The organism is Dinghuibacter silviterrae (assembly GCF_004366355.1).
In the GTDB taxonomy this organism is placed as follows: Bacteria; Bacteroidota; Bacteroidia; order Chitinophagales; family Chitinophagaceae; genus Dinghuibacter; species Dinghuibacter silviterrae.
The window spans coordinates 2,542,694-2,565,959 of the sequence record NZ_SODV01000001.1 but is presented as its reverse complement, the minus strand read 5'-3'; the positions used below and the strand labels follow the sequence as shown (position 1 = coordinate 2,565,959).

Annotated in this window: 21 protein-coding genes; 4 read left to right on the top strand and 17 right to left on the bottom strand. The window is 59.1% G+C overall.

The features are described 5' to 3' along the window. Window positions 1-50 precede the first annotated feature (50 nt). Genes EDB95_RS11335 through prpB form a run of 3 tightly spaced genes read right to left on the bottom strand, consistent with a single transcriptional unit; the run spans window position 51 to window position 3,518 of the window. Window positions 51-1,484, bottom strand: coding sequence for a bifunctional 2-methylcitrate dehydratase/aconitate hydratase (locus EDB95_RS11335; RefSeq protein ID WP_133993654.1), 1,434 nt, complete (start codon window positions 1,482-1,484; stop codon window positions 51-53). Further along, complete coding sequence (gene prpC, locus EDB95_RS11330) at window positions 1,481-2,680, bottom strand: bifunctional 2-methylcitrate synthase/citrate synthase (protein WP_211352082.1); 1,200 nt, start codon at window positions 2,678-2,680, stop codon at window positions 1,481-1,483. The genes EDB95_RS11335 and prpC overlap by 4 nt, the downstream gene beginning before the upstream one ends. After that, the gene (prpB, locus tag EDB95_RS11325; protein WP_133993653.1) at window positions 2,628-3,518 is read right to left on the bottom strand and encodes a methylisocitrate lyase; all 891 of its coding nucleotides are present in this window, start codon (window positions 3,516-3,518) and stop codon (window positions 2,628-2,630) included. The genes prpC and prpB overlap by 53 nt, the downstream gene beginning before the upstream one ends. Window positions 3,519-3,660: 142 nt before the next feature. Between prpB and EDB95_RS11320 the strand changes: the two genes are divergently transcribed. Beyond that, window positions 3,661-6,021 (top strand): ABC transporter permease, encoded by a 2,361-nt coding sequence (locus tag EDB95_RS11320; protein ID WP_133993652.1) that lies wholly within the window; start codon window positions 3,661-3,663, stop codon window positions 6,019-6,021. Window positions 6,022-6,072: 51 nt separating this feature from the next. Here EDB95_RS11320 and EDB95_RS27870 read toward each other — a convergent pair whose 3' ends face one another. The 4 genes from EDB95_RS27870 to EDB95_RS11300 all read right to left on the bottom strand — a co-directional run bounded on the left by EDB95_RS27870 (window position 6,073) and on the right by EDB95_RS11300 (window position 13,284). Then, complete coding sequence (locus EDB95_RS27870; protein WP_262710538.1) at window positions 6,073-6,948, bottom strand: RNA recognition motif domain-containing protein; 876 nt, start codon at window positions 6,946-6,948, stop codon at window positions 6,073-6,075. Window positions 6,949-7,179: 231 nt separating this feature from the next. Continuing rightward, window positions 7,180-9,552, bottom strand: coding sequence for a glycoside hydrolase family 127 protein (locus EDB95_RS11310; RefSeq protein ID WP_133993650.1), 2,373 nt, complete (start codon window positions 9,550-9,552; stop codon window positions 7,180-7,182). Between the two features lie 17 nt (window positions 9,553-9,569). Then, the gene (locus tag EDB95_RS11305) at window positions 9,570-10,952 is read right to left on the bottom strand and encodes an APC family permease (RefSeq protein WP_133993649.1); all 1,383 of its coding nucleotides are present in this window, start codon (window positions 10,950-10,952) and stop codon (window positions 9,570-9,572) included. Next, the gene (locus EDB95_RS11300) at window positions 10,945-13,284 is read right to left on the bottom strand and encodes a glycoside hydrolase family 127 protein (RefSeq protein ID WP_133993648.1); all 2,340 of its coding nucleotides are present in this window, start codon (window positions 13,282-13,284) and stop codon (window positions 10,945-10,947) included. The genes EDB95_RS11305 and EDB95_RS11300 overlap by 8 nt, the downstream gene beginning before the upstream one ends. 111 nt (window positions 13,285-13,395) lie before the next feature. Between EDB95_RS11300 and EDB95_RS11295 the strand changes: the two genes are divergently transcribed. Then, entirely contained in the window at window positions 13,396-14,811 is a 1,416-nt protein-coding gene (locus EDB95_RS11295) for an aldehyde dehydrogenase (NADP(+)) (RefSeq protein ID WP_133993646.1), read from the top strand. A 13-nt stretch (window positions 14,812-14,824) separates the two neighbouring features. On the opposite strand, the gene EDB95_RS11290 is transcribed toward EDB95_RS11295, so the two are convergent. Genes EDB95_RS11290 through EDB95_RS11280 form a run of 3 tightly spaced genes read right to left on the bottom strand, consistent with a single transcriptional unit; the run spans window position 14,825 to window position 16,299 of the window. Next, entirely contained in the window at window positions 14,825-15,220 is a 396-nt protein-coding gene (locus tag EDB95_RS11290) for a hypothetical protein (RefSeq protein ID WP_133993644.1), read from the bottom strand. 3 nt (window positions 15,221-15,223) lie between these two features. Next, window positions 15,224-15,733 (bottom strand): YceI family protein, encoded by a 510-nt coding sequence (locus tag EDB95_RS11285; RefSeq protein ID WP_133993642.1) that lies wholly within the window; start codon window positions 15,731-15,733, stop codon window positions 15,224-15,226. Next, window positions 15,730-16,299: a YceI family protein gene (locus tag EDB95_RS11280; protein WP_133993640.1), complete on the bottom strand. Its 570-nt coding sequence runs from the start codon at window positions 16,297-16,299 to the stop codon at window positions 15,730-15,732. Before EDB95_RS11280 ends, EDB95_RS11285 begins: the two co-directional genes overlap by 4 nt. 88 nt (window positions 16,300-16,387) lie before the next feature. Between EDB95_RS11280 and EDB95_RS11275 the strand changes: the two genes are divergently transcribed. Both EDB95_RS11275 and EDB95_RS11270 read left to right on the top strand, forming a co-directional pair. Then, on the top strand, window positions 16,388-16,831 hold the full coding sequence (locus EDB95_RS11275) for a winged helix-turn-helix transcriptional regulator (protein WP_133993638.1): 444 nt from the start codon (window positions 16,388-16,390) through the stop codon (window positions 16,829-16,831). A 331-nt stretch (window positions 16,832-17,162) separates the two neighbouring features. Next, window positions 17,163-17,612 carry a helix-turn-helix domain-containing protein gene (locus tag EDB95_RS11270; RefSeq protein WP_133993636.1) on the top strand — a complete coding sequence of 150 codons (450 nt, stop codon included), beginning with the start codon at window positions 17,163-17,165 and terminating at the stop codon, window positions 17,610-17,612. A 2-nt stretch (window positions 17,613-17,614) separates the two neighbouring features. On the opposite strand, the gene EDB95_RS11265 is transcribed toward EDB95_RS11270, so the two are convergent. From EDB95_RS11265 to sufC, 7 genes are read right to left on the bottom strand one after another with little or no spacing between them, the layout of a single operon-like run. Beyond that, complete coding sequence (locus EDB95_RS11265) at window positions 17,615-18,310, bottom strand: SDR family oxidoreductase (RefSeq protein ID WP_133993634.1); 696 nt, start codon at window positions 18,308-18,310, stop codon at window positions 17,615-17,617. 60 nt (window positions 18,311-18,370) lie between these two features. Next, on the bottom strand, window positions 18,371-19,249 hold the full coding sequence (locus EDB95_RS11260) for a helix-turn-helix domain-containing protein (RefSeq protein WP_133993633.1): 879 nt from the start codon (window positions 19,247-19,249) through the stop codon (window positions 18,371-18,373). After that, the gene (locus EDB95_RS11255; protein ID WP_133993631.1) at window positions 19,246-19,569 is read right to left on the bottom strand and encodes a metal-sulfur cluster assembly factor; all 324 of its coding nucleotides are present in this window, start codon (window positions 19,567-19,569) and stop codon (window positions 19,246-19,248) included. Before EDB95_RS11255 ends, EDB95_RS11260 begins: the two co-directional genes overlap by 4 nt. Continuing rightward, window positions 19,566-19,994 (bottom strand): SufE family protein, encoded by a 429-nt coding sequence (locus EDB95_RS11250; RefSeq protein ID WP_133993629.1) that lies wholly within the window; start codon window positions 19,992-19,994, stop codon window positions 19,566-19,568. Before EDB95_RS11250 ends, EDB95_RS11255 begins: the two co-directional genes overlap by 4 nt. Beyond that, window positions 19,991-21,238, bottom strand: coding sequence for an aminotransferase class V-fold PLP-dependent enzyme (locus EDB95_RS11245; RefSeq protein ID WP_133993627.1), 1,248 nt, complete (start codon window positions 21,236-21,238; stop codon window positions 19,991-19,993). Before EDB95_RS11245 ends, EDB95_RS11250 begins: the two co-directional genes overlap by 4 nt. Further along, on the bottom strand, window positions 21,213-22,508 hold the full coding sequence (sufD, locus tag EDB95_RS11240) for a Fe-S cluster assembly protein SufD (RefSeq protein WP_133993625.1): 1,296 nt from the start codon (window positions 22,506-22,508) through the stop codon (window positions 21,213-21,215). Before sufD ends, EDB95_RS11245 begins: the two co-directional genes overlap by 26 nt. Beyond that, complete coding sequence (gene sufC / locus EDB95_RS11235; protein WP_133993623.1) at window positions 22,505-23,257, bottom strand: Fe-S cluster assembly ATPase SufC; 753 nt, start codon at window positions 23,255-23,257, stop codon at window positions 22,505-22,507. The genes sufD and sufC overlap by 4 nt, the downstream gene beginning before the upstream one ends. Window positions 23,258-23,266: the final 9 nt, after the last annotated feature.

The window sequence follows — 23,266 nt, the reverse complement described above, 5'->3', positions numbered from 1 at the left end:
CAAAGGATTGCCAGAATTTTCCGGGTGGTCACTGTATCGATACCGGACACTCAGGCGTGCGCCAGCGCGTCGACCCACTCGTGCACCGGCAGCTCGATCAACCGCGGGAAGTCGAGGGAGAGCGCGAGCACGTTCTCCTGCTGCTTGCGCGCATACACGCGTGCCAGGTTGACGCGGAACTTTTTCAACAGCTCGGGGATGCCCTCGTCCCGCCGGCGTTTGTGGCCGATGGGGTATTCGACGACGACTTCGTCCCATACGGTGCCGTCGTTAAACTCCACAGTAAGCGCATTGGCGATGGACCGCTTTTCGGGGTCGTGATAGTCCGCGGTAAACTGGGGGTCTTCCACGCATTCCATCTTGGCGCGGAGCGGGTCTATCCGGGGATCGGCGGCAACCGTGTCTTCGTAGTCCGCGGCGGTCAGCCGGCCGAACAGGAGGGGGACGGCGATCATGTACTGGATACAATGGTCACGGTCGGCGGGGTTGTTCAACGGCCCCTTCTTGTCGATGATCCGGATGGCGGCCTCGTGGGTGCGGATGCGGATGTGCCGGATGTCCCCGGCGCTGCGGCCTTCGGCTTTTAATCGGGCGTGCAGGGTCATCGCGGCTTCCACGGCGGTTTGGGAATGGAACTCGGCGGGGAAGGATATTTTGAAAAGGACGTTTTCCATCACATAGCTCCCGTACGGGCGCTGGAACTTAAACGCCTGTCCCTTGAAGGAGACGTCATAAAAACCCCAGGTCGGGGCCGTCAGCACGGAGGGATACCCCATTTCCCCGGTACGTGCGATCAGGGCGAGGCGCACGGCCCGGGCGGTGGCGTCACCCGCGGCCCAGGACTTGCGGCTCCCGGTGTTGGGTGCGTGACGGTAGGTCCGGAGCGCCTGCCCGTCCACAAACACCAGCGACAGGGCGTTGATGAGCTCGTCCCGGTTGAGGCCGAGCAGGCGGCCAACGACGGCGGTGGACGCGAGCTTGACCAGGAGGACGTGGTCCAGCCCCACCTTGTTGAACGAATTCTCCAGGGCGATGACCCCCTGGACCTCGTGGGCGCGGATCATCGCGTCCAGGACAGCCTTCATCTTCAGGGGCGGTTTGCCCGCGGCGACGGCTGTCCGCGAAAGCCAGTCTGCTGTGGCCAGGATGCCGCCCAGGTTGTCGGAAGGATGGCCCCATTCGGCGGCCAGCCAGGTATCGTTAAAGTCCAGCCAGCGGATAATAGCGCCGATGTTAAAAGCCGCCTGTACGGGGTCCAGTTGATAGGACGTACCGGGCACCTTGGCGCCGTTGGGTACGATCGTGCCGGGGACCACCGGGCCCAGGAGCTTGGTACAGGCGGGATAGGTCAGGGCCTCCAGGCCGCAACCGATCGTGTCGAGCAAACAGTAGTGCGCCGTGCTCCAGGCCAGGTCGGAAGTTATATCGTAGTTCAGGACGTAGTCGGCAATATCAATAAGAACTTTATCAGGTTGAGGGCTCATGCGGGTCTTTTTTCTAAAGGAATGAATGGTCTGTTATCGGGGCCGGTGTAATTCGCGCTGGGGCGGATGATCTTGCCGTCCTGGCGTTGTTCGATGACGTGAGCGCTCCAGCCGGTGACGCGGGCAATCACGAAGAGCGGCGTAAAGAAGGCCGTGGGTACACCCATCAGGTGATAGGAGACGGCGGAGAACCAGTCCAGGTTGGGGAACATTTTTTTCTCGTTCCACATCAGCGTTTCCAGGGCCTCGGCTACGTTGAAAAGCAACATATCCCCGGATTCCCTGGACAGGCCGCGGGCCACTTCCCGGATGATGGGGTTGCGGGGGTCGGACACGGTATACACCGGATGCCCGAAACCGATGATCACTTCCTTTTTCTCCAGGCGGGAGCGGATATCCGCTTCCGCCTCGGCCACGGAGCCATAACGGCTTTGGATGTCAAAGGCCACTTCGTTGGCGCCCCCGTGTTTGGGACCCCGGAGTGCCCCGATGGCGCCGGTGATCGCGGAGTACATGTCGGAGCCCGTGCCGGCGATGACACGCGCGGTAAAGGTGGACGCGTTGAACTCGTGCTCCGCGTACAGGTTTAGGGAAACATGCATGGCCTTCTCCCAGGTGGCCGGGGCCTTTTTCCCGTGAAGGAGGTGCAGGAAGTGGGCGGCGATCGTGTCGTCGTGCGTCTCCACATCTATGACGGTCCCGTTGTGGGAGAAGTGATACCAGTAGAGCAAGGCGGACGCGTAGCTCGCCAGAAGCTTGTCGGCGATGTGCCGGGCACCCGCCACGGGATGGTCCTCTCTCTCCGGAAGCAGCGTCCCCAGGACGGAGGTATATGTACGCAGGACGTCCATCGGGTGCGCCGATGGCGGCAGTTGCTCCAACGCGAGCCTGGCCGCCGCGGGGAGACCTCGTAAGGATTGCAGATGGGTTTTATAGGCCTTTAGCCGGGCGGCGCCGGGCAACTCACCATAGATCAGCAGGTAGGCGGTCTCCTCGAAGGTGGCGCCTTCGGCCAGCTCCTGGATGTCATAACCGCGGTAGTGGAGATCGTTACCGGTATGGCCGACCGTGCTAAGCGCGGTGTTACCGGCGGGGACGCCCGAGAGGGCGACGCTTTTTTTAGGTTTGAAGCCAGGGGTGGTGCTATCCATGATGTTGTTGTTTGAAAAGTTCGTCGAGCTTCCGCTCGTAATCATAGTACCCGATGCTATCGTACAACTCAGCCCGGGTCTGCATCGTATCCACCACGCCCTTCTGGCTGCCGTCGCGGCGGATGGCCTGGAAGACGTTGAGCGCCGCCTTGTTGGCCGCACGGAAGGCGGACAATGGATACAGCACCAGCCCTACGCCCGCGGCCCGGAGCTCGTCCACCGTGTAGAGCGGTGTCATCCCGAACTCGGTGATGTTGGCCAGCACGGGTATCCCCGTGGCTTCCTCGAACTTACGGTATAATCCCAGCTCCGGAACGGCCTCTGCAAAAATAAAATCCGCCCCGGCCTCTTTATAGGCCACGGCCCGCTCCAGGGCCTTGTCCATTCCTTCCACGGCAATGGCGTCGGTGCGGGCGCCGATGACAAAACCCGGGTCTGTACGCGCGTCAACGGCGGCTTTGATGCGGTCGACCATTTCCTCGCGGGTCACGACTTCTTTGCCGGGCCGGTGTCCGCACCGTTTGGCGCCAACCTGGTCCTCGATGTGCAGGGCGGCGGCGCCGGCCTTGATCAGGGCCTTGACGGTCCGGGCGACGTTAAAGGCCGAAGGGCCGAAACCCGTGTCCACGTCTACCAGCAAAGGGGTATTCGTCACATTGGTGATCCGGTCGATGTCTACCAAAACATCCTCCAGGTTCGTGATCCCCAGGTCGGGGATACCCAGGGAACCGGCGGCGACACCGCCCCCGGACAGGTAAATGGCTTTGAACCCTGCCTGTGTCGCGAGCAGGGCGTGGTTGGCGTTGATCGTCCCTACGACCTGCAGGGGTTTTTCATGGGCCATGGCCTCGCGGAAACGCGTTCCGGGGGAAACATCGGGCATCGACAAATCGTTTAGGCCGCAAATGTATCGAAACCGGACGTCGTTTTATATCAAAAGCGAACAGTTGTTTTTATACCGCCCTCTAACCGTCTCATAGCCAACACAATATAATAGCGGCATCTTTTTTTCTGCAAACCTTCCGATGCTGAGAAATTATATCGCTACCGCCTGGAGAGGGCTTTTGAAAAACCCCGTCTACAGCGCGATCAATATCGGCGGTCTGGGTACGGCCCTTTGTGCCTGTCTGCTCATCCTGCTTTACCTCGTCCACGAGTACAGCTACGACCTGTTCCAGGCAAACCGGGACCGGACCTTTTCCATATATTCAGTGTCCCCTGCCGACAAGGCGTCCTTCTCGGAATCGATGTCCTTTATGACAGGCCCGCGGCTGGCCCAGGCGGCGCCAGGGGTGGTGCGTTATACCCGCGTCGACATGTTTCCCGGTAAGTTCCGTCTCGGTGATGTCGTTCCGCGAAAGCCGTTGTTCGTGGACGACAATTTCTTCCAGCAGTTTTCGTTCCGCCTCGACAAGGGCGACCCGGCGACGGTGCTCAACCGGCCTTTTACCATCGTCCTCAGCCGGACCCTTGCCCAAAAACTCTACGGGAGCGAAGACCCCGTAGGGAAACGACTGTCGTACAACGGCAAATACACCTTCGAAGTAACCGGTGTCGCCGCGGATCCGCCCAGCAACGCGTACCTGGACTTCGACGCGCTTTGTTCCCTGTCCAGCTTTGCCTTCATGGAAGACAAGCAGTGGACGATCAAAATGGAGCAAAACGTCGAACCCGGCAACTTCAAAACATACATACAGCTCCGGAGCGCAGCGGACACGGCCTCGGTCCTGCACGTCCTCCGCCAGCTGGCGGCTCACCACCTAGACACGACCTATTACCACACCACCGGGTCTTACCGTTATGCCCTGGAGCCCATGCAACAGGAGCACCTGGAGATGCACGTCGGCCGGGCCACCGAACACGAATACCTTCGCATCTTCTCCATTGTGGCCGGTCTGATCCTGGCGCTGGCCCTGATCAACTATATGAGCCTGGCGACCGCCCGGGCGTCTGTCCGTGCCCGCGAGATCGGGGTCCGTAAGACGCTGGGGGCAGGCAAGGGAAACCTGGCGACACAATTTTACGTGGAATCGGCCCTTTACGCCGGTCTGGCTTTCGCCCTCGGGTTGTTGTTGTTCGGGTTGTTCAAAGAACCCTTTCTCGAACTCCTGCGATTGCACATCGACGACGCATTCACCGGCTCGCCCCGTTTTATCGCCGCCGCCGCCCTGTTGATGGCTGTCACCATCCTCCTTGCCGGGAGCTATCCTGCCCTGGTGATGTCCGCCTTTAATCCCATGGACAATATCAGCGCGCCGTCAAGAGGCAGGGCCGTCCGGCGGGTATTGACCGTACTCCAGTTCACGGTCGCTACGGCCATGATCATTTCGCTGACCGTGATGAAAAAGCAGATCTATTTTTTCCTTCATAAAGACATCGGTCTGAACCGGGAACACCTTTTGATGGTCCGGTTTGACCGGACGATGGCACCGCATTATCAGGCCTTTCAGGCTGAAGTCGCCGCCCTGCCGGCGGTGACCGCCACCAGCGTCTCCCTCAACGGTCTTTTCGGTGGCATCGGCATGATTACCATCCAGGACGGCGCCTTTGCCGCCAACCCCCTTATGGTAACCGATATGGAGACGGACAGCGCCTTTATCGACGCCCTTCAGATCCGCTGGCGGCTTCGTCCCACCGACCCCTTCTGGTCAGCGGATCCCCGGAATGTCGTCCTTAATGAAACCGCCGTCAAGGCGCTCGGTCTCCCTGCGGATCCCCGTGGCCTCCGGGCGCCGGGCATGCGTGTGTCAAAGATCGCCGGCGTCGTCAAAGACTTTGTCTTCGAGTCGCTGATCCGGAAACCGGACCCCGTCTATATCACCGCGAGCAACGGCTCCTTTGGCGGGGGAGGCACCCTGCTGATACGTACCAGGCCGGACGCCGACACTCATGCCCTGCTAGCTTCCCTGGAAAAAATCTACCGCCGCTACCCTTCCCTTTTCCCCTTTTCCTATCAGTTCGCCGATGACGCCTTTGAACAGTTGTATACTACCCAGATCCGCATGGCGGGACTCTTGGGCGCCTTTACCCTGCTCACCATCGGGATCGCCTGTCTGGGGTTGTTCGGGCTCTCGACCTTTGCCACCCTTCAGCGGACCAAAGAAGTGGGTATTCGGAAAGTACTGGGCGCGGGCGTGGGCACCCTGGTGGGGCTGCTGACCAGGGACTTCCTGGCACTGGTGGGGCTGGCGGTGGTTATCGCCGCCCCCCTGGCCTGGTGGGTGATGCAGGGGTGGCTTCGGCAGTTTGCCTATCGCGTTACGGTCAGCCCGTGGATACTGATCGTTTCGGGTCTGGGTGTCGCCCTGTTGGCCATCCTTACGGTCAGCCTTCAGGCGTTGCGCACGGCCCGGGCCAATCCTGTCGACAGCTTGCGGAATGAATAAAAAAAACCCTCACCTTTTCCGGTGAGGGCCTTACTATCGTTGAGCGCCAGGCTATGCTTCCTCTGCGCCGCTTTCGTTTTGATCGTTGTCGTTGTTGCGCGGACGGTCTTCCCGGGGTCCGTCATTGTCTTTGTTATAATCGCGGTTGTAGGAGCCGCCGCGGTCGCCGCTCCGGTCATTGTAGCCGCCACGGTCCCTGTTAAAGTCCCGGTCGCCGTAACTGCCGCGGTCGCGGTTGAAATCGCCGCCACCGCTGCTTCGATCGCCATAGCCACCGCGATCGCCGCCGTAGCCGCCACGGTCGCTGCTGCGGTCACGGTTGTAACCGCCGCCGCCGTAACCACCGCGGTCGCCGCCACGATCGCTGGAACCACCACGGTCGCTGCCGTATCCGCCGCGGTCACGATTGTAACCACCGCCGCCGCCATAACCGCCACGGTCTCCACCGCCGCCGCCATAGCCACCACGATCGCCGCCGCGGTCTCCACCACCACCGTAACCACCGCGGTCCCCGCCGCGATCACGATTGTAGCCGCCACCGCCTCCGTAACCACCACGGTCTCCACCGCCGCCATAGCCACCACGATCGCCGCCACGGTTATAACCACCGCCGCCGCCACCGCCATAGCCACCGCGGTCTCCGCCACGGTTGTATCCACCGCCGCCACCGCCACGATTATATCCACCACCACCGCCGCCGCCGTAGCCGCCGCGGTCTCCACCGCCGCCACCGGCGCCGCCCATGCTGGCATCGGCTTCTTTTACGGACATTTTCTTACCCTTCAGGCCTACTCCATCCAAGGTTTCGATGGCCCCGCGGGCCTCATTGTCATCGGGCATATCAACAAACCCGAATCCACGGCTCTTCCCCGTCATGCGGTCTACGATCACCTTGGCGGATCTTACTTCACCGTATAGTTCAAACATTTCTTTCAGGTCAACATCATCCAGGTCAGCAAAAAGGCCTGCTACAAAAAGCTTCATGATAACTAAATTATAGGGTAAATTTTGGTGTAAAGGTACAAGGCAACGACTAATTTCTATGACTAATATTCGTTCATTTTTTTGACTATACGGGGCTTTCTCTGTCTTTCAGCCCTTAAATTAGCGCGTTTTAGCCGGAATTTCCTAAAAATTTCTCCCCAAAATCGTCGTGGGCTACTCCAGGCTCCACTCGTGGATGCCAGACGAGTTATCTACAGGCAGTTGCACCACCATCCGCATGGCCGTGGTGACGACCGGGTCGAAAGACACCCGGCAATAGCGGTCCTTGGCGACCTCGTAAGGGCTTGTATTGTGGACGGGGACCCAGTTGCCGTCCTTCAGGTACAAAAGCTGCCAGGAGGCCGGGATGCGGCAACCACCCCAGGGACCGTCGTCAAACCAATACACCGCCGACGAGGACACTGTGTCCGTCCCCTTGAAATCGTATTCCACCCATTGGGTATCGTTTTTACGGGGCCACCAGTGAAAATACGGCATCGAATGGTCGTTGGAATTTTTGGGATCGTATTGGTCGTTGATCGACCGGAGCATCCGTGGTGACCCGATGGAGGAACGCACTTTGCTGGTGGAGGCAATGGTGGGAAACGGTTCGGGTACGGCCGCGGAGCGTTCGTACGGCACCCAAACCGTCATTTCGGAAGCGCCCCGGTTGGCCCAGGCATAGTAGGGAATGGCCGTGACCGTGGCCGGGACGTCCGCGGAGGAACGCTTGAGCGCCACGCCTTGCACGGTCAGCTCGTCAATGCCCCCCAGGACGGTCTTCGCGTAGGATACCGAAACGGCTGCCCCCGTATCCACGAAGAGGTTACGGACCACGCTGTCCCGGTTATCGGGTCCTTCCAGGCAATACACGACCGGCCCTTTCTGGAACGCAAAACGTCCCTGGTCATCCGCCACCTTTTCGCTGGCCAGTACTTTTTGAACCGGCATGGGGAGAAGGATGTTCACCTCGTCTCCGGGCTTCCAGGTCCGGTCCAGGACCGCGTATCCGCTTTCTTCCTTATATGTAACCGGGGCGCCGTTTACCCGGATCGTCACCGGCGTGGTGCTTGCATGGACATCATAATACAGGTCCCCGGGAATTGGCTTTCCCACCGCCCAGCCAGGGATACGGATCCTCAGGTCCGCCTTCAGGGGTGCCGAAGGATGTACCTCCATCGTGACCTGCCCATCCCAGGGATAATCGGTGCGCTGGTGCAACACCAGGTTGCCGCCGGGGAGGTGGAGGTGTACCTCGCTGCCGACAAAAAGGTTTACATATAACGAATTACCCCGATGGGCATAGATGTACCCCGGCATGGACGGCAGGAAGCGCGCCATGTTGGTGATACAGCAGGCACAGTCAAACCACGCGCTGCGCTCGTTCTGACCCATGGACGCCAGGGGATTGGGGTAAAAAAAACGGGTTCCGTCCAGCGACACCCCGCTCAGGAGGCCGTTATACAAGGTCCTTTCCAGCACGTCGATGTACTTGGAGTCCCCGTGCAGCAGGAACATGCGGCTGTTCCAGTACACATTGGCGATGGAAGCGCAGGTCTCGGCATACGCCGACATATTGGGTAATTCGTAGGGCGCCCCGAATGCCTCCCCGGAGGCTGTAGCCCCGATGCCGCCCGTAATGTACAGCTTGTCATTGGTGACGTCATTCCAGATGGCGTCGATGGTTTTTTCATAAGGGGTATACCCCGTCATGGCCGCCACGTCCGCGATCCCCGTATACATATAGGCCGCGCGCACCGCGTGCCCTTCCGCGGAATCCTGGTCCACTACGCGTTTGTCGGCCTGATTGTAGGCCTCCCCGCCCCCGCGGGCCTCCAGGAAGAACTTCGCCAGGTCCAGGTACTCTTTTTTCCCCGTTACCCGGTACAACTTGACCAGTCCGATCTCCACGATCTGGTGACCGGGATATTTGACCTCCTTCCCGGGGCCAAAGGTCCGTACCAGGAGGTCGGCGTTTTTGAGGGCAATGTTCAGCAGCGTCTTTTTCCCCGTGGCCTGGTAGTGCGCCACGGCCGCTTCATAAAGGTGCCCGCAATTGTACAGCTCATGGCTCAGGATCTCCTCGTTCTGCCAGCGTTTGGCCCCGATCCATTCGTGCGGCTGCGCCTCGTCCGCGCTCCGAAAAGTATACAGGTAGCCGTCCGGCTCCTGCGCCGCGCCGATGATTTGGATCAACGTATCCAGGTACCGTTCCAGCTCGGGGTTACGCTTCACCTGCAGCCCATAACTTGCCCCTTCGATCGCCTTGTACAGGTCCGTATCGTCAAAGGGGTATACCGTCAGTTTTCCTCCACTGTGCTTTGCCGCGATGATAAAGTTGTCGATCCGTCCGTGTTCCTTACACATCCTTAATACGTACGGGATCGTGACTTCCCTGTTGACCTCGATCTTTGGGGCCCAAAAGGCGTCGTCCACCTTGACTTGGGTGAAGGGGACGGGTTGGATGGGATAGTCCTTCGGCTGGGCGCTCGCGCCAAATGCGGCGATGGCCGCGGCAATCGTTATTGTAAACGCAAGGGGTTTCATAATTGTCAAATGTACATTTAATTCGCAGCCGCCGGTGCGACACCTTCGGCACCTTTGGCCTGCCGCCGGACAAAGTAATATACGGGTATTCCCAATAAAGTGATAATCAACCCCGGCCAGGTAAACCGCGGCTTATACACGATCAATAAACCGCAGAAGGTGAGCCCCATGAGAATATACAGGACCGGCAGCACGGGGTACCCCACCGCCCTGACCGGCCGCTCGGCGTCCGGGCGTTTCCGCCGGAGGATAAAGATCCCTGCGATCGTGAGCATATAAAAACCGACGACCACAAAGGAGATCATGTCCAGGAGGTCGCCGTATTTGCCGCTCAGGCACCAGGCGGAGGCGAAGATACACTGGAGCCAAAGGGCGAACTCCGGCACGGAATGCCGGTTGAGCTCTCCCGTGCGGCGAAAGAACAAGCCGTCTTTTGCCATCGTGTAATAAACCCTTGCCCCGGCCAGGATCAGGCCGTTGTTGCACCCGAAGGTGGACACCATGATCAGCAAAGCGATGATCATCGTGCCCCCCGGGCCGAAGATGACCTGGGCCGCGGTGACCGCCACCCGGTCTTTTTCCGCCGAGGCGATGCCCTGGAGGGGCAGGACGGCGGTGTACATGACGTTGGCGCTGAGGTAGACAAGGGTCACGATAGCGGTACCTAACCCAAGGGCCAGCGCGATGTTGCGTTTCGGATTTTTAATCTCCCCCGCGATAAACGTGACGTTGTGCCAGGAATCGCTGCTAAAGATGGAGCCCACCATGGCCGCGGCCACCGCGCCCAACGCCGCGATCGGCAGGTACCCGGTGACCTGGCCCGTGGCAGACAACCCGTGAAGGTGCCAGGCGCCCGTCCAGTTGGCTTTCCAGATCGCACCGTTGGCGGCCGCGAGGCCAAAGGCGATCAGCCCGAAAAGACTGAGGAGTTTGGTAATCGTGATGGTGGTTTGTAAGAGCTTCCCGCTGCGAACGCCCCGTGTATTGATGAAGGTAAGCAAAACGATAACGGCGATGGCGAGCGTTTTGCTTTCGCCAAGGCCGGGGAAAAGATACGCGGTGAATTTGGCAAAAGCCACCCCCACGGCCGCGATGGTCGCGGTTTGGATGACGGTAAAAAAGCTCCACCCGTACAAAAAACCAAGCAGGGGATTATAGGCCTCCTTCAGGTACACATACTGTCCGCCGGCCTTTGGGAAAAGGCCCCCCAGCTCTCCATAACTCAGGGCCGCGGTAAGGGTCATAAAACCCGTGATCAGCCATACCAGCAGCAGCCAGCCGATACTGCCCACGTTGCGGGTGATGTCCGCGCTGACGATAAAAATGCCGGATCCGATCATGTTCCCCGCCACGATCATGGTGGCGTCAAGAAGCCCGAGGCTGGGTTTGAACTCACTCATGGACGGCGGCTTTTAGGGTTCGTACGCCAAAGATACTACCGGAAGACTTCCCGACAGGGGCCTGGAACTTCACGCGGATAATGGTTTTGTCTTTGACGAGGTCGGCCGGGATCGGGTAGACCAGGTCGACAAACTGGTTGGGTTTGGGGTGCACCAGCGCCTGGGTGGCGATCTTGACGTCGTCCACGTAAATATCCACCACGCGGCCGTTGTCCCCGCCCCAGGCCGTGACGAACAGGCTGTCGCCGGGCTTCATGTCAAAGGTGAAAAAGCCCCCGTTGCGGCAGTCCCGGGAACGCCGGGCGCTTTCATCCCCCACGTAGGAAATCTTTGAATCGAGGTGGTGATCCCGTTCGGGTTGCATTTCCCCCAGCCGCATGATGTCGATGGTCCGGTCGTCGATGTCCTTCCGACGGGCCTTTTCCGCTTCATATTCGGCTTCCCGGTTGGTCCAGTCCTGGGGTGTAAAAAAGTCCCAATAAACGCTATAATAGTCGTCGTAGTTCTTATAGAAGGGCGTCAGGGTAATGTCGAACGGCTTGCCCACGCCCTGAGTGTGGAACGTCAGCGGACCGGTTTGCTGGATCCAGTTGCCCACCTGATGGTCGCTGGTCAGGAGGACGGGTACCCCGTGCAGGTCCGTGGAGGGGTCCTTGTCGCCCAGGTTCCCCGCCAGGACGACCGGCCCGTATAACAGGGCCACCCGGTTGGTGTCGTCGGGCATCGATTCGGTGTAGAGGTGCATGGGCATCGTGAGCTGGACGCGGTCGCCTTTGTGCCAGGCGCGTTTGATCACGAGGTAGCCGTCGGCTTCGGGGGCGGTTTGTACCGGCTGGCCGTTGACCAGGACGGTGATGCCGTTCGTGGCCCACCAGGGGTGACGGAGGCGCAAGGCAAAAGCCGCGTTGCCATCGATCGTCAGCGTCGTCGTGTCGCTATACGGATAATTCGTGGTCTGCGTGACGGTGACCCCGCGGTCTTTCCAATGCAACACGGACGGAATAAAAAGATTCACGTACAGGCCCCCGTCGGCGCCCTCGTAATAGATCCCTTCCGCGTACTTGGAATGGTTCTCCATCCCGCTCCCCACGCAACAGGTAAACGTATCGGTGGAGTCGCTGAACTGTTTGCGTCCGCCCATCTTCAACGGGACGAAGTACGTCATCATCGCGTTCTCGGGGTTTTGGGATGCGAGGATGTGGTTGTAGAGCGCCCGCTCATAGTAATCGCCCAGCCGGCTGTCCGGATTCCAGGCAAACAGGTGCCGGGTCAGCTTGAGCATGTTATACGTATTGCAGGACTCGCAGGTACTTTCGCTCAAGTAGTCGCTGAGGTGGTCGGCTTCTCCCAGGTATTCGTGATCGCTGTTCCCCCCGATCACATACGTATGGTGCCCCACGACGATGTCCCAGAAGTTGCGCGCGATGCCGGCGTCACTGCTGTCCCCCTCGACCTCGTAGCGCCGGGCGCAGCCGATGATCTTCGGGATTTGCGTATTGGAATGCTTCCCGGGCAACGGGTCGTGCCCGGCAGCCAGCGGATCCATGATCGCTTTGTGCTGAAACTTATAGGAAAGGTCCAGGTATTTTTTATCCGCAGTCAGGGAATACAGGTTGGTGAGTGCCTCGTTCATCCCCCCGAACTCACAGGCCAGCATGTGCTGGATCTGCGCGTCATTCAAGCCGCCGAGCTCCTTCCCGGTCCAGTCCGCCAGCTTCTTTGCCACGTCCAGGGCTTGCTGGTCGCCTACATATAAATAAGCGTCGAGCAGACCGGCCATCACTTTGTGGACCGTATACCAGGGCGACCAGCCCCCATTGAGGTCAAAACCGGAAGAATGGATATCCCCCCTGGCGACCTGGGCCCAAAGCGTGTCCTCGTTGGGGATGGCGCCCACATAGCCGGTCTTCCGGGCGTCCTGGCAACGGGCCAGTTCCCCGACGATATAGCGCACGCGCTCCGCAAAGGCCGGTTCACCGGTCGAAGCGTACATCATCGAACACGCGGAGAGGTAGTGCCCCAGCGTATGCCCCGACAAACCGGAGCTTTCCCAGCCGCCATAGACGGGCGCTTTGGGCGGAAGACCCGCGTTGGCATAAAACCGGTGGAGAAGGCGGTCCGCCGACAGGCTCAACAGGTAACCCGAGTCGCGGACCATGGCGTCCCGGAAGGGGCTGTTCAGCAAACGGACGTCTTTCAGGTCGAAAGCATAGGCCTTTGGCCGGATCACCGGCTTCACCAGTATCTTGGGGTTGTTTTTTTCCGGCACATAAGACTGCGCCTGGAGAGACCCGGCGCCCAGCAGTACCATGGCAAGGAGTGTAACACGCATATCGCCAAAAGTAGCATTCCACCCGCGGAGAAAAGCGGCAGGAATTAATAAGTTATTATCGCATCTTAACCGCCGGCGTCAAGTCTTCTCCGCCCTCTGTAGTTTTGCGCCATGACAACAACACTACAACTCGCCCACGAGGCTTTCCCTATTTATTCCCAATTGTCTCCCTCAAAAAGAGCCGGTTTCCTGGACGCCATCAGCGAGGAGATCATGGCCATCGGAGATCAACTGATCGAAACCTGCTGTGCCGAGTCCGGTCTGCCGGCCGCCCGTATCACCGGCGAACGCGCCCGGACCTGCGGACAGCTCCAGCTCTTTGCCCGCCTGCTCCGCGAAGGGTCGTGGGTAGACGCGCGCATCGACGCCCTCCCCGCCCCCCGGCCGGTCATCCGCCGGATGCTCATCCCCCTCGGGCCCGTTGCCGTGTTTGGCGCCAGCAACTTCCCCCTTGCGTTTTCCACCGCCGGCGGTGACACCGCTTCCGCCCTGGCCGCGGGCTGTCCAGTCGTCGTCAAGGCACACTCCTCCCACCTCCGTACCCACGCCCTGGTTGCCGCCGCTATCGACAAGGCGGCCACCCGTACCGGGATGCCCAAGGGCGTTTTCGGTGGTCTTCAATTGTCGCATGAGGAGGCCGTCGCCCTTGTAGAAAATCCCATCATCCAGGCCGTTGGCTTTACGGGTTCCCGTCGCGTCGGGATGTTGTTGTACCGCGCCGCGACGCAGCGCCCCCAGCCCATCCCGGTATTTGCAGAAATGAGCTCTATCAACCCCGTGGTGCTTTTGGAAAGCGCCCTGACTCAAAAAACCGCCCAGGGCCTGGCGGCCTCCGTCACGCTGGGTGTCGGCCAGTTCTGCACCAACCCCGGGCTCGTCCTTTTTATCGATAGCGCCGCCGCTTCGGCGTTTGTGAACGCTTTTGGGGAAGCCATGTCCAACGCGCTCCCCGGCCGTATGCTCAACGCCGGGATACAAAAAGCCTATGATTCCGGCGTGGAAGCCCTGCAAAAGGCCTCCGGCGTCACAGAGATCGCCCGTTCCTCCAAGGAAGGCGAAGGACGGCCCTTTGCCTTTAGCGTCAGCGCCGACCTGTTCCTGGCGGACGCCCACCTCTCCGACGAGGTCTTCGGGCCCGCCACGCTGCTCGTCCGCTGTAAGGACGAGGCCCAGCTTCTGGAAGTATTGCAGTCCCTCGAAGGACAGCTCACTGCAACCGTTCACGGTGAGGGACCTTTGCTGGCGCGCGTAACCGATGTGCTCGTCCAAAAAGCGGGGCGCGTCATCTACGGCGGTTATCCCACCGGCGTCGAAGTGTGCGATTCCATGCAACACGGGGGGCCTTTCCCGTCGACGACCGATCCGCGGTTTACTTCGGTAGGGACGGCGGCAATTCTGCGTTTCGTTCGCCCGGTTGCCTACCAGGATTTTCCGGCGGAGCTTCTGCCGGAGGCGCTGCAGGATGGCAATCCGCTGGGGATCATGCGGACCGTCAATGGGAAATTAACAAGAGAGGCTGTCCAGTAGGACAGCCTCTTTCTTATGCTTTCGGCGGGAAAAATAGAGGCTTTAGCGTCAGCCACCCCAGCACCGGGAAAAGGTGCATCGGCATGACCAGCCAGGGAAACAACTCCGGGCTTTGCAGTTCGAGGGGCAGCTTGGTGGCGATGGGCCCCAGGATGCTCGCAAAACTCAGGATCGTAAAGATCAGGTTGAACACTGCGTCTGTCTTCAGCCCCAGCAACCGCTGGAGCAAAGCGTATCCCAGCGAAGCGATGAGGCCGCCGATAACGCAGGCCACGATCATCTTTACAGGAGTGGCGATCGTGCTGAAGTCTACACCCAGGTAATGGGAATATACCTTCGAGTACGTCCAGGACAAGATCCCGGCCAGCAGACCCGACACGGCGCCGAGTAACAAAAGTCTTTTCAGCATGGGTTATTGTTTTGTGACCGGCACCGACAGCTCGATGGAAATATTGTCGTCCACATCCCCGGGTTTACCGACACCGAACTGGGTCCGGTTGACGGTAAAAGTAGCGTGGAACAATCCACCGGAGCCCGTGTGCTGAAAGGTAAACGGAAGCGTCAGCGGCTTGGTGGCCCCGTGCATCGTCAGGTTGCCGATGGCCTGGTAACCCGCGCCCGCCTTGACGACTTTGGCGGAGACGAAGGAGATCTTCGGATATTTCGTCGCGTCCAGCCATTCGGCGCTTTTGGCGTGCGTATTCATCAGGCCGTTGCCCGTGTTCAGCGAGGCTACGTCGATGGAAACGTTGAAAGACGCCGTGTTCAGGTTGGCTTCGTCGAAATGGATCGTCCCGGCCAGCCCTTTGAAGATACCCGCCGCGTCACCGGTGGTGGACCATTTCACCGAGTAACCCGGTGCAATGGCCCAATCCCCGGCCGCACTGGCGAGCATTGCTGCTGCAAGTATTAAGATCCTCATCCTTTTACAAATTCTGTGTTGGCATCCAGGTTCACGTCATTGCTCAGCATGTTGTCGGGGAACTTCGTACCGATGCCGAAGTCTGCACGATTGATCACGCCGGAGATGTGGAAACCTGCGGAAGTTTTCTTGTTCATGGGGTTGGTGGCCGTACCGTTGAACGTGACATTCAGGGTGACAGGCTTGGTGACACCATGGAGGGTCAGGTTGCCCGTTACTTGATACGTCTTGTCACCGGTCTTCGTGAAAGAGGTGCTTTTGAACGTAAACGTAGGAAAGGTGGCGGCGTCAAAGAAATCCGGGCTTTTGAGGTGGTTGTCCCGGGGATCGACACCCGTGTTGATGCTACCGACATCCGCCTTCAGTTCTACGACGGCGTCGGACAGGTCGTCCTTGGAAGAAGTGATGGTGGCGTCAAAGCTCCTGAACCCACCTTCAACCGTGTTGATCCCCATATGGGTGACCCCGAAGTTCAGTTGAGAGTGCATTTTGTCCAGGGTCCAGGTTTGTGCGAAAACGCCAACGGACAGCAACAGGCCAAGGGCCAGAAACGTGATTTTTTGCATGAGGAGTTTTTTTAGTTACCTTTAGTAACTCAAATGTATTTAGTAACTGGATAACTGCCAAGAAGGCACGTCCTTTAACCCTAGGCACATGAGTGTAACCATTATTGACAACCAACAACTTACGGTCGAAAAAAGGGCGAAAAATATTTTAGGCCCCGCCGAGCAACACCCACCGGAAATGTGCCCCATCCGGGATATCCTCGGGCACTTCGGGGACAAGTGGTCCATCTTTACCATCCTCTCCCTCGGCCAAAAAGACCGGGTCCGCTTCAACGAACTCAAATCCATGGTCCATGGTATCTCGCAACGCATGCTCACGGTAACGCTTCGTTCCCTGGAAGAAAACGGGGTGGTGGAAAGGCATTGGTATCCCGAGATCCCGCCCCGGGTCGAGTATTGCCTGACCCCCCTGGGCCGGAGCCTCCTCACCAAGATGGTGGAGCTCTGGGAATGGGCCAGCACGCATATGGACGACGTCCATGATGCGCGCCGGCGCTTTCAGCGTGCGCCCAAGAGCGTGGAGCCGGCGTGAGCCTCGCGGCGGGCTCCTCGCGCAACGCAACCCGTCGAGCCGCGAGTTCCGGCGCAAACACACCACCCACTCCCTGTTTCGCGCCCTTTAAATTGGCGTCAAGCTAAAACTTGACTTCCACACCTTATGTAAACCTATAGCTTGACGCCAATTTAAGGCGCTGTTTACCCTCACCCTGGCGCCCCGCGCAAAAGTCGAACAGCCCCGATATAACAGGATGTTCCCCCTGCAAACCCGGTGAAGCAATGACCGGGAAACACGGAGCAGATAAGCAATAGCATTGCCCGAAAAAAGCCGGGCACGAACGATGGGATAATTTTAGGAAAAAAAGATGAGCCCATCAGAAAAACCCTACCGGCTCCTCCGCCAACAGATGGATCAGCAGTTGAAACCACTCATAGCAGCGGGCCCCAACCTTATTCCCCCGGGAGGTTGGATACGCCCGCTGCGGATGGCGATCCGTATGACGCAACAACAACTGGCGGATCGGATGTCTATCAGCAGGCAGGCGGCGCGACAGATCGAACAACGCGAGCAGACCGGCGCCTTGTCGCTCGCTACGATGAAGGCCGTGGCGCAGGCGATGGACATGGAATTCATTTATGGTTTTATCCCAAAAGAAGGAAACCTTGAAGACCATCTGGACAGGCAAGCGTTGAAAGCGGCGCGGGCACAGGCGCCGAGCTACACGGATATGATGGTGCGCAAGCTGGCCAACAGTATGAAGGAAAAGCCTCTGCCGAGTATTTGGGGAGGCAGGAGATACTGGTTTCGGAGGTAGCGCTACCCCAGCCCACCGTCCGCCACGATGACCCTTCCCGTCACATAGGTCGCTCCGACGAGAGAGCGTACGACGTCGGCGATCTCCTCTGCGCGTCCCACGCGCTTCAAGGGAATCTGCAAAGAATATTGCGCAAACGCCGCCGCGCGATCAGCAGCCGGCAGGAAGTCCCACCAGGGCGTATCGATCACGCCGGGCGACACGGCATTGACGCGGACGGGTGCGAGTTCGCGGGCCCAGATGGGTACCATGATCTCCAGGGCGCCGTTGACGGCGGCGATGCCGGAGGTGCCGGGCATGCGGGCGCTGGCGGAGACGGCGCTCAGCACGGTGATGCTGCCGGTGACGTATGGAAGGGCGGCCTGGACCGTGTGGGCGACGGCAAAAAACTTTTCCTCAAAACCTTCACGCACGTCGGCTAAAGACAATTGTGCCAGGGGGCCCAGCCCGCGACGGGAGGCCAGCGATACGACGAGGTGGTCGAAAGAACCAATGCCCGCAAAAAACGCGTCGAGTTCCTCCCGGTTGCGGCTGTCGACGACGGCCGAAGAAAGACCCGAAGCGGCGAGCTTTTGGGGGTCGCGGCCGGTGATGGTGACGTCAGCGCCTTCCGAAGCAAGGAGGCGGGCAGAGGCGAGTCCGATGCCGGAAGAGGCACCGGCAAGGACGATCTTTTGGTTGGAAAGTGTGTTGTTCATGACCCAAAGGTCGCGCGGGAGCACCCGACGATGGAAGGCCGTACCCTGCAAAGGATGTGCTTAATCCTGCATCTCGCGGTAGTCGAGGGGTGTCATCCCGGTTTCTTTCCGGAAAAACCGCCCGAAGGTGGCGGGGTCGCTGAATTCAAGCTGATAGGCGATCTCGGACACGGACTGACCGGTCAGCCGCAGGAGCGACTTGGCTTCGAGGAGCAGCAGGTCGCGGATGAGGTCGGAAGGCGTGCGGCCGGTGGCTTCCCGGACGACGCGGCCGAGGTGGTTGGGGGTAACGGCAAGCAGGGAGGCGTAGTCGGCTACCTGGCGTTTTTCCCGGTAGTGTTGGCCGACCAGGCGGCGGAAACGAGCCACGAGGTCGCCGACCACGGGCGAAACACCGAGTTGCTGGCGTTCATAGCTTCGCTTGGCTTCGAGCAGGAGCAGGTACAGGTGCATCTGCGCCGCTTTCACCCTGCCGGGGCGGTCTTCCTGCATTTCCTGCTGAATCCGGAGGATGTGCCCGGTAAAGACGTCGACGTCTTCCAATTGGAACAGGGGGTGGCCATCCGGGTTAAAAAATGGGAATTCAGAAGGCATCCTTACGGAAGGGACGAGTTCATCCAAAAAGTTTTCGGTGAACAGGATATAATATCCCTGGGTGCCCTCGCTAAAACCGCGTTTGAAAAAAACCTGGTTGGGATAGGTGAAGCATACAGAAGGTGCGCGGTGTTGGTGGATATCCAGTCCGATCTGTATCTCCACCTCTCCGACAAGGACGAGGCTTACCCGGTAAAAGGCACAACGCGCAGGCACCATGGGTGGTGGTGTCAATCCCTTGCTGGAATAGAGTTCGAGACCAGGAATGGGGTAAGGAATATGATCGTTCCCCGCCCGGTGCAGGGGGCGGTATTCCTCCAGCTGGTAACGGGGTATATCGGTCATAAAAAGCCGAGTTCGAGCTTCGCTTCCTCGCTCATCATGTCTTTTGTCCAGGGGGGATCGAAGGTCAGGTTCATGTGCACGTCGGCGACGCCTTCCACCTCCCTGATCTTGCTTTCGGCGTCAAAAAGGATTTCGGGGGCGGCGGGACAGGCGGGGGCCGTCAGGGTCATGGTGACCTTTACGTTGCCCTCGTCCGATATATCGATGCCATATACCAGTCCAAGGTCGAATACGTTCACGGGGATCTCGGGATCGAACACCGTGCGCAGGGCCGCTTCTATCCGCTCCCGCAGGATCAGGGATTGGGCCGTTTCACTCATGACGTCTGGTTTTTGAGGGTATAGGCGAGCGCGTAGGCTTTGATCTGTTTGAGCATCGACAACAACCCGTTGGACCGCGTGGGCGACAAATGGCTGCGGAGCCCGATGGCGTCGATGAAGAAGATGTCGGCGTCCACGATTTCCTTGGGGGTGTGCCCGGTAAGTACCCGCACGACCATGGATACGAGTCCCTTGGTGATCAAGGCGTCGCTGTCGGCGGTGAACCACAGCTTACCGTCTTCCACCGATGCATGAAGCCATACGCGCGACTGGCACCCACGGATCAGGTTTTCGTCCACTTTGTACTGGGGATCAATCATCGGCAAGCCTTTACCCAAGTCAATAATGAACTGATACTTATCGTCCCAACTATCGAAGTAAGAAAACTCTTCGACGATGGCGTCTTGTTCCTCTTGTATGGTCATCCCAGCATCCTCCCGGATTTAACCAGCGCGGCCACCAGGCGATCGACGTCGGACGGGGTATTGTACACGCTGAAGGAAGCCCTTACCGTCCCGGGGATGTCCAGGCGGTCCATCACCGGCTGACAGCAGTGGTGACCCGTGCGGACGGCGATGCCCTGTTTGTCCAGGAGCTCGCCCACGTCGAAGGGATGGTGCTTCCCCAATAAAAATGAAATGGCACCTGCACGGTGTTCGGCTTCGCCGACAAAACGGATACCGGGCACGGTGGACAGCGCATCGAGGGCATAGGTAAGCAGGGCCTCTTCCGCGAGCTGGATGCGGTCGATACCGATCGAATCCACGTAGTCGAGCGCCGCCTTTAGCCCAATGGCACCGGACATGTCCGGGGTACCGGCTTCGAATTTGAAGGGCAGGTCGTTGTAAGTCGTTTTCCCAAAGGAAACCGTTTTGATCATTTCGCCACCGCCCTCGTGCGGGGGCAGCTTGTTCAACCAGGCTTCTTTGCCATAGAGCACCCCGATCCCGGTGGGACCATAGATCTTATGGCTGGAGAAAACCAGGAAGTCGGCGTCCAGGTCCTGGACGTCTATCAGTATATGTTGTACCGCCTGGGCGGCGTCCACCAATACAGGTATACCGGCGGCGTGCGCCTGGCGGATCATATCCCGCACGGGATTGACAGTACCCAGGCTGTTGGACACGTAGGTCACGGCGACGATTTTCACGCGGCCGCTGTTGAGCAAGCGGCTATATTCGTCCAGTTCGAGCTCTCCCCTATCGGTCATGGGGATCACCTTCAGCTTCGCCCCGTAATACTCACAGGCCATTTGCCAGGGCACGATGTTGGAGTGGTGCTCCATCGCGGAAATCAACACTTCGTCGCCCGGCTTTAAAAATGCACGGCCAAAGGTGGAGGAAATCGTATTGATCCCGTTGGTGGTCCCCCGGGTAAAAATAATTTCGTAATCGTGGGCGGCGTTGATAAACGCGGCCACCTTGCGCCTGGCCTCTTCAAAGGCGTCGGTCGCCAGCTGGCTGAGGTGGTGTACACCCCGGTGCACGTTGGCGTTGATCGTCTTGTAGTATTCGTCCAGGGCTTCCAGGACGACCGAGGGTTTTTGCGTGCTGGCCGCATTGTCCAGGTATACCAGCGGATACCCGTAGACGGTCGTTTGCAGGATCGGGAATTCGGCCCTGATGGCCTCTATCGACAAGGGCTCATATATGTTCAACGTGTGGGACATCTTGCGCGTGGATTACGGGTCTCTCCTTCACCAAATATTTTGCCAGGTGCCTTTGCACCGCTTCGGAGGAGACCCTATCCGTAATGTCGGCGCCAAAAGCCTGTACCAGGAGTTCCTTTGCCATTTCTTCGCCGATGCCCCTGGCCCTGAGGTAAAACAGGGACTCGGGGTTGAACTGCCCGATCGTCGAGCCGTGGCTGCACTTGACGTCGTCGGCGAAGATTTCCAGTTGGGGTTTGGAATGCACGAGGGCCTTGTCCCCCAGCAAAAGGTTGTTGTTTTGCTGGAAGGCGTTGGTCTTTTGCGCGGGCCTCCGGACAAAGATCTTGCCGTTGAAGACCGCTTTGGCATTCCCTTGCAGAACCCCTTTATACAATTCGTTGCTTTCGCAGTTGGGTTGACGGTGATCCACCACGGTGTGGTTGTCGACCACCTGGTTGTCACCAGGGAGGTAGAGCCCATAGAGGTGGCACTCGGAACCCGTGCCGTTCAGGACGACATTCAGCTGGTTCCGCAACAGGTCGGCCTCGGGCAGACAGAGCTTGACGTTGTCATAGCGGCTGTCGCGGCCCTGGGTAACCTGGGTGTGGCTGATCATGCGTTCCCCGGTGCGGCCGCTTTGCAGGACGTAGTGGGTCAGTTGCGCGCCGTCTTCCAGGGTGCATTCGAGCACGTCGTTGACCAGGACCGGGGCGCTTCCGTTCGTACAGGCGGAAGACTCCATGAAATGGAGCTCGGCCTGGCGATGGAGCACCACCAAATGCCTCGGCATATAGAAGGCGGGTGTATCTGCCGAATATAAATGGATCACGTGGAGGGGCTTGGAAGGCCGGCTCCCCGCTCGCACTTCGATGAACAAACCGTTCTTATACAGCGCGGCGTTTAGGTCCGCAAACGGGTAGGTCCCCGTCTCGATCGTGTGAAAACCATCCGGGGCCTTCGAGAGCGGCATCACCGTCACGTCCTCGGGCAACACGCTCAGCGTCGCGTCCAGGCATCCATTGACCAGGACCACCTGGTAGGCGTCCCAGCCCTCGACCTTGCAGCGGTCGAGACATTCGCGCAAGGCATCCTTGTCGGCCCCGTGACACGGCACATCGGTCCGGTAAGCGTCCTTCAGGTAAGGCGCGGGATTGGTAAAACGCCAGTCCTCATCCTTTATCGTGGGTAGCCCCTTGGCCTTGAACGCGGCAAAGGCCTTATCCCTCGCCTCGCTCCGCCCCGGTTCGTACTGCGCGATCAATTGGTCATATAACACGCTTGCGCTCATACAACCGCCTCCTCTTTCAACCAATCGTAGCCTTTTTCTTCGAGTTCGAGGGCCAGCTCCTTGGTACCGGAACGAACGATCCGGCCGTCATACAATACGTGCACGAAGTCCGGAACGATATAATCCAGCAGCCGCTGGTAGTGCGTGATGATGATAAATGCGTTGTCGGAAGAACGCAGCTTGTTGACCCCGGCGCTGACGATGCGGAGGGCGTCGATGTCCAGACCGGAATCGGTTTCGTCAAGGATGGCCAGCTTCGGTTCGAGCATCGCCAGCTGGAAGATTTCGTTGCGTTTCTTTTCCCCCCCGCTAAAGCCTTCATTGAGCGAACGGTTGACGAGCTTGGCGTCAAACTCCACCAGGGCCTGGCGCTCTTTGGACAAACGGAGGAACTCCCGGGCGTCCAGCGCAGGCTGTCCGCGATAGGCACGGATCTCCCCCAGGGCCGTTTTCAGGAAGTTGATATTGGACACCCCGGGGATTTCCACGGGGTATTGGAATGCAAGGAAAACACCTTCCCGGGCCCTGATTTCGGGCGCCATATCCAACAGGTCCTTGCCGTCCAGGGTGACTTCCCCTTCGGTGACGTGATAGTTTTCGCGACCGGCCAGGACAGAGGCCAGGGAACTTTTGCCGGAGCCGTTGGGCCCCATGATGGCGTGCACTTCCCCTGCATTGACCTGCAGGTTGATGCCTTTTAAGATCTGCTTTTCTTCTACTTCTGCGTGTAAATTCTTAATACTGAGCATGATACTGGT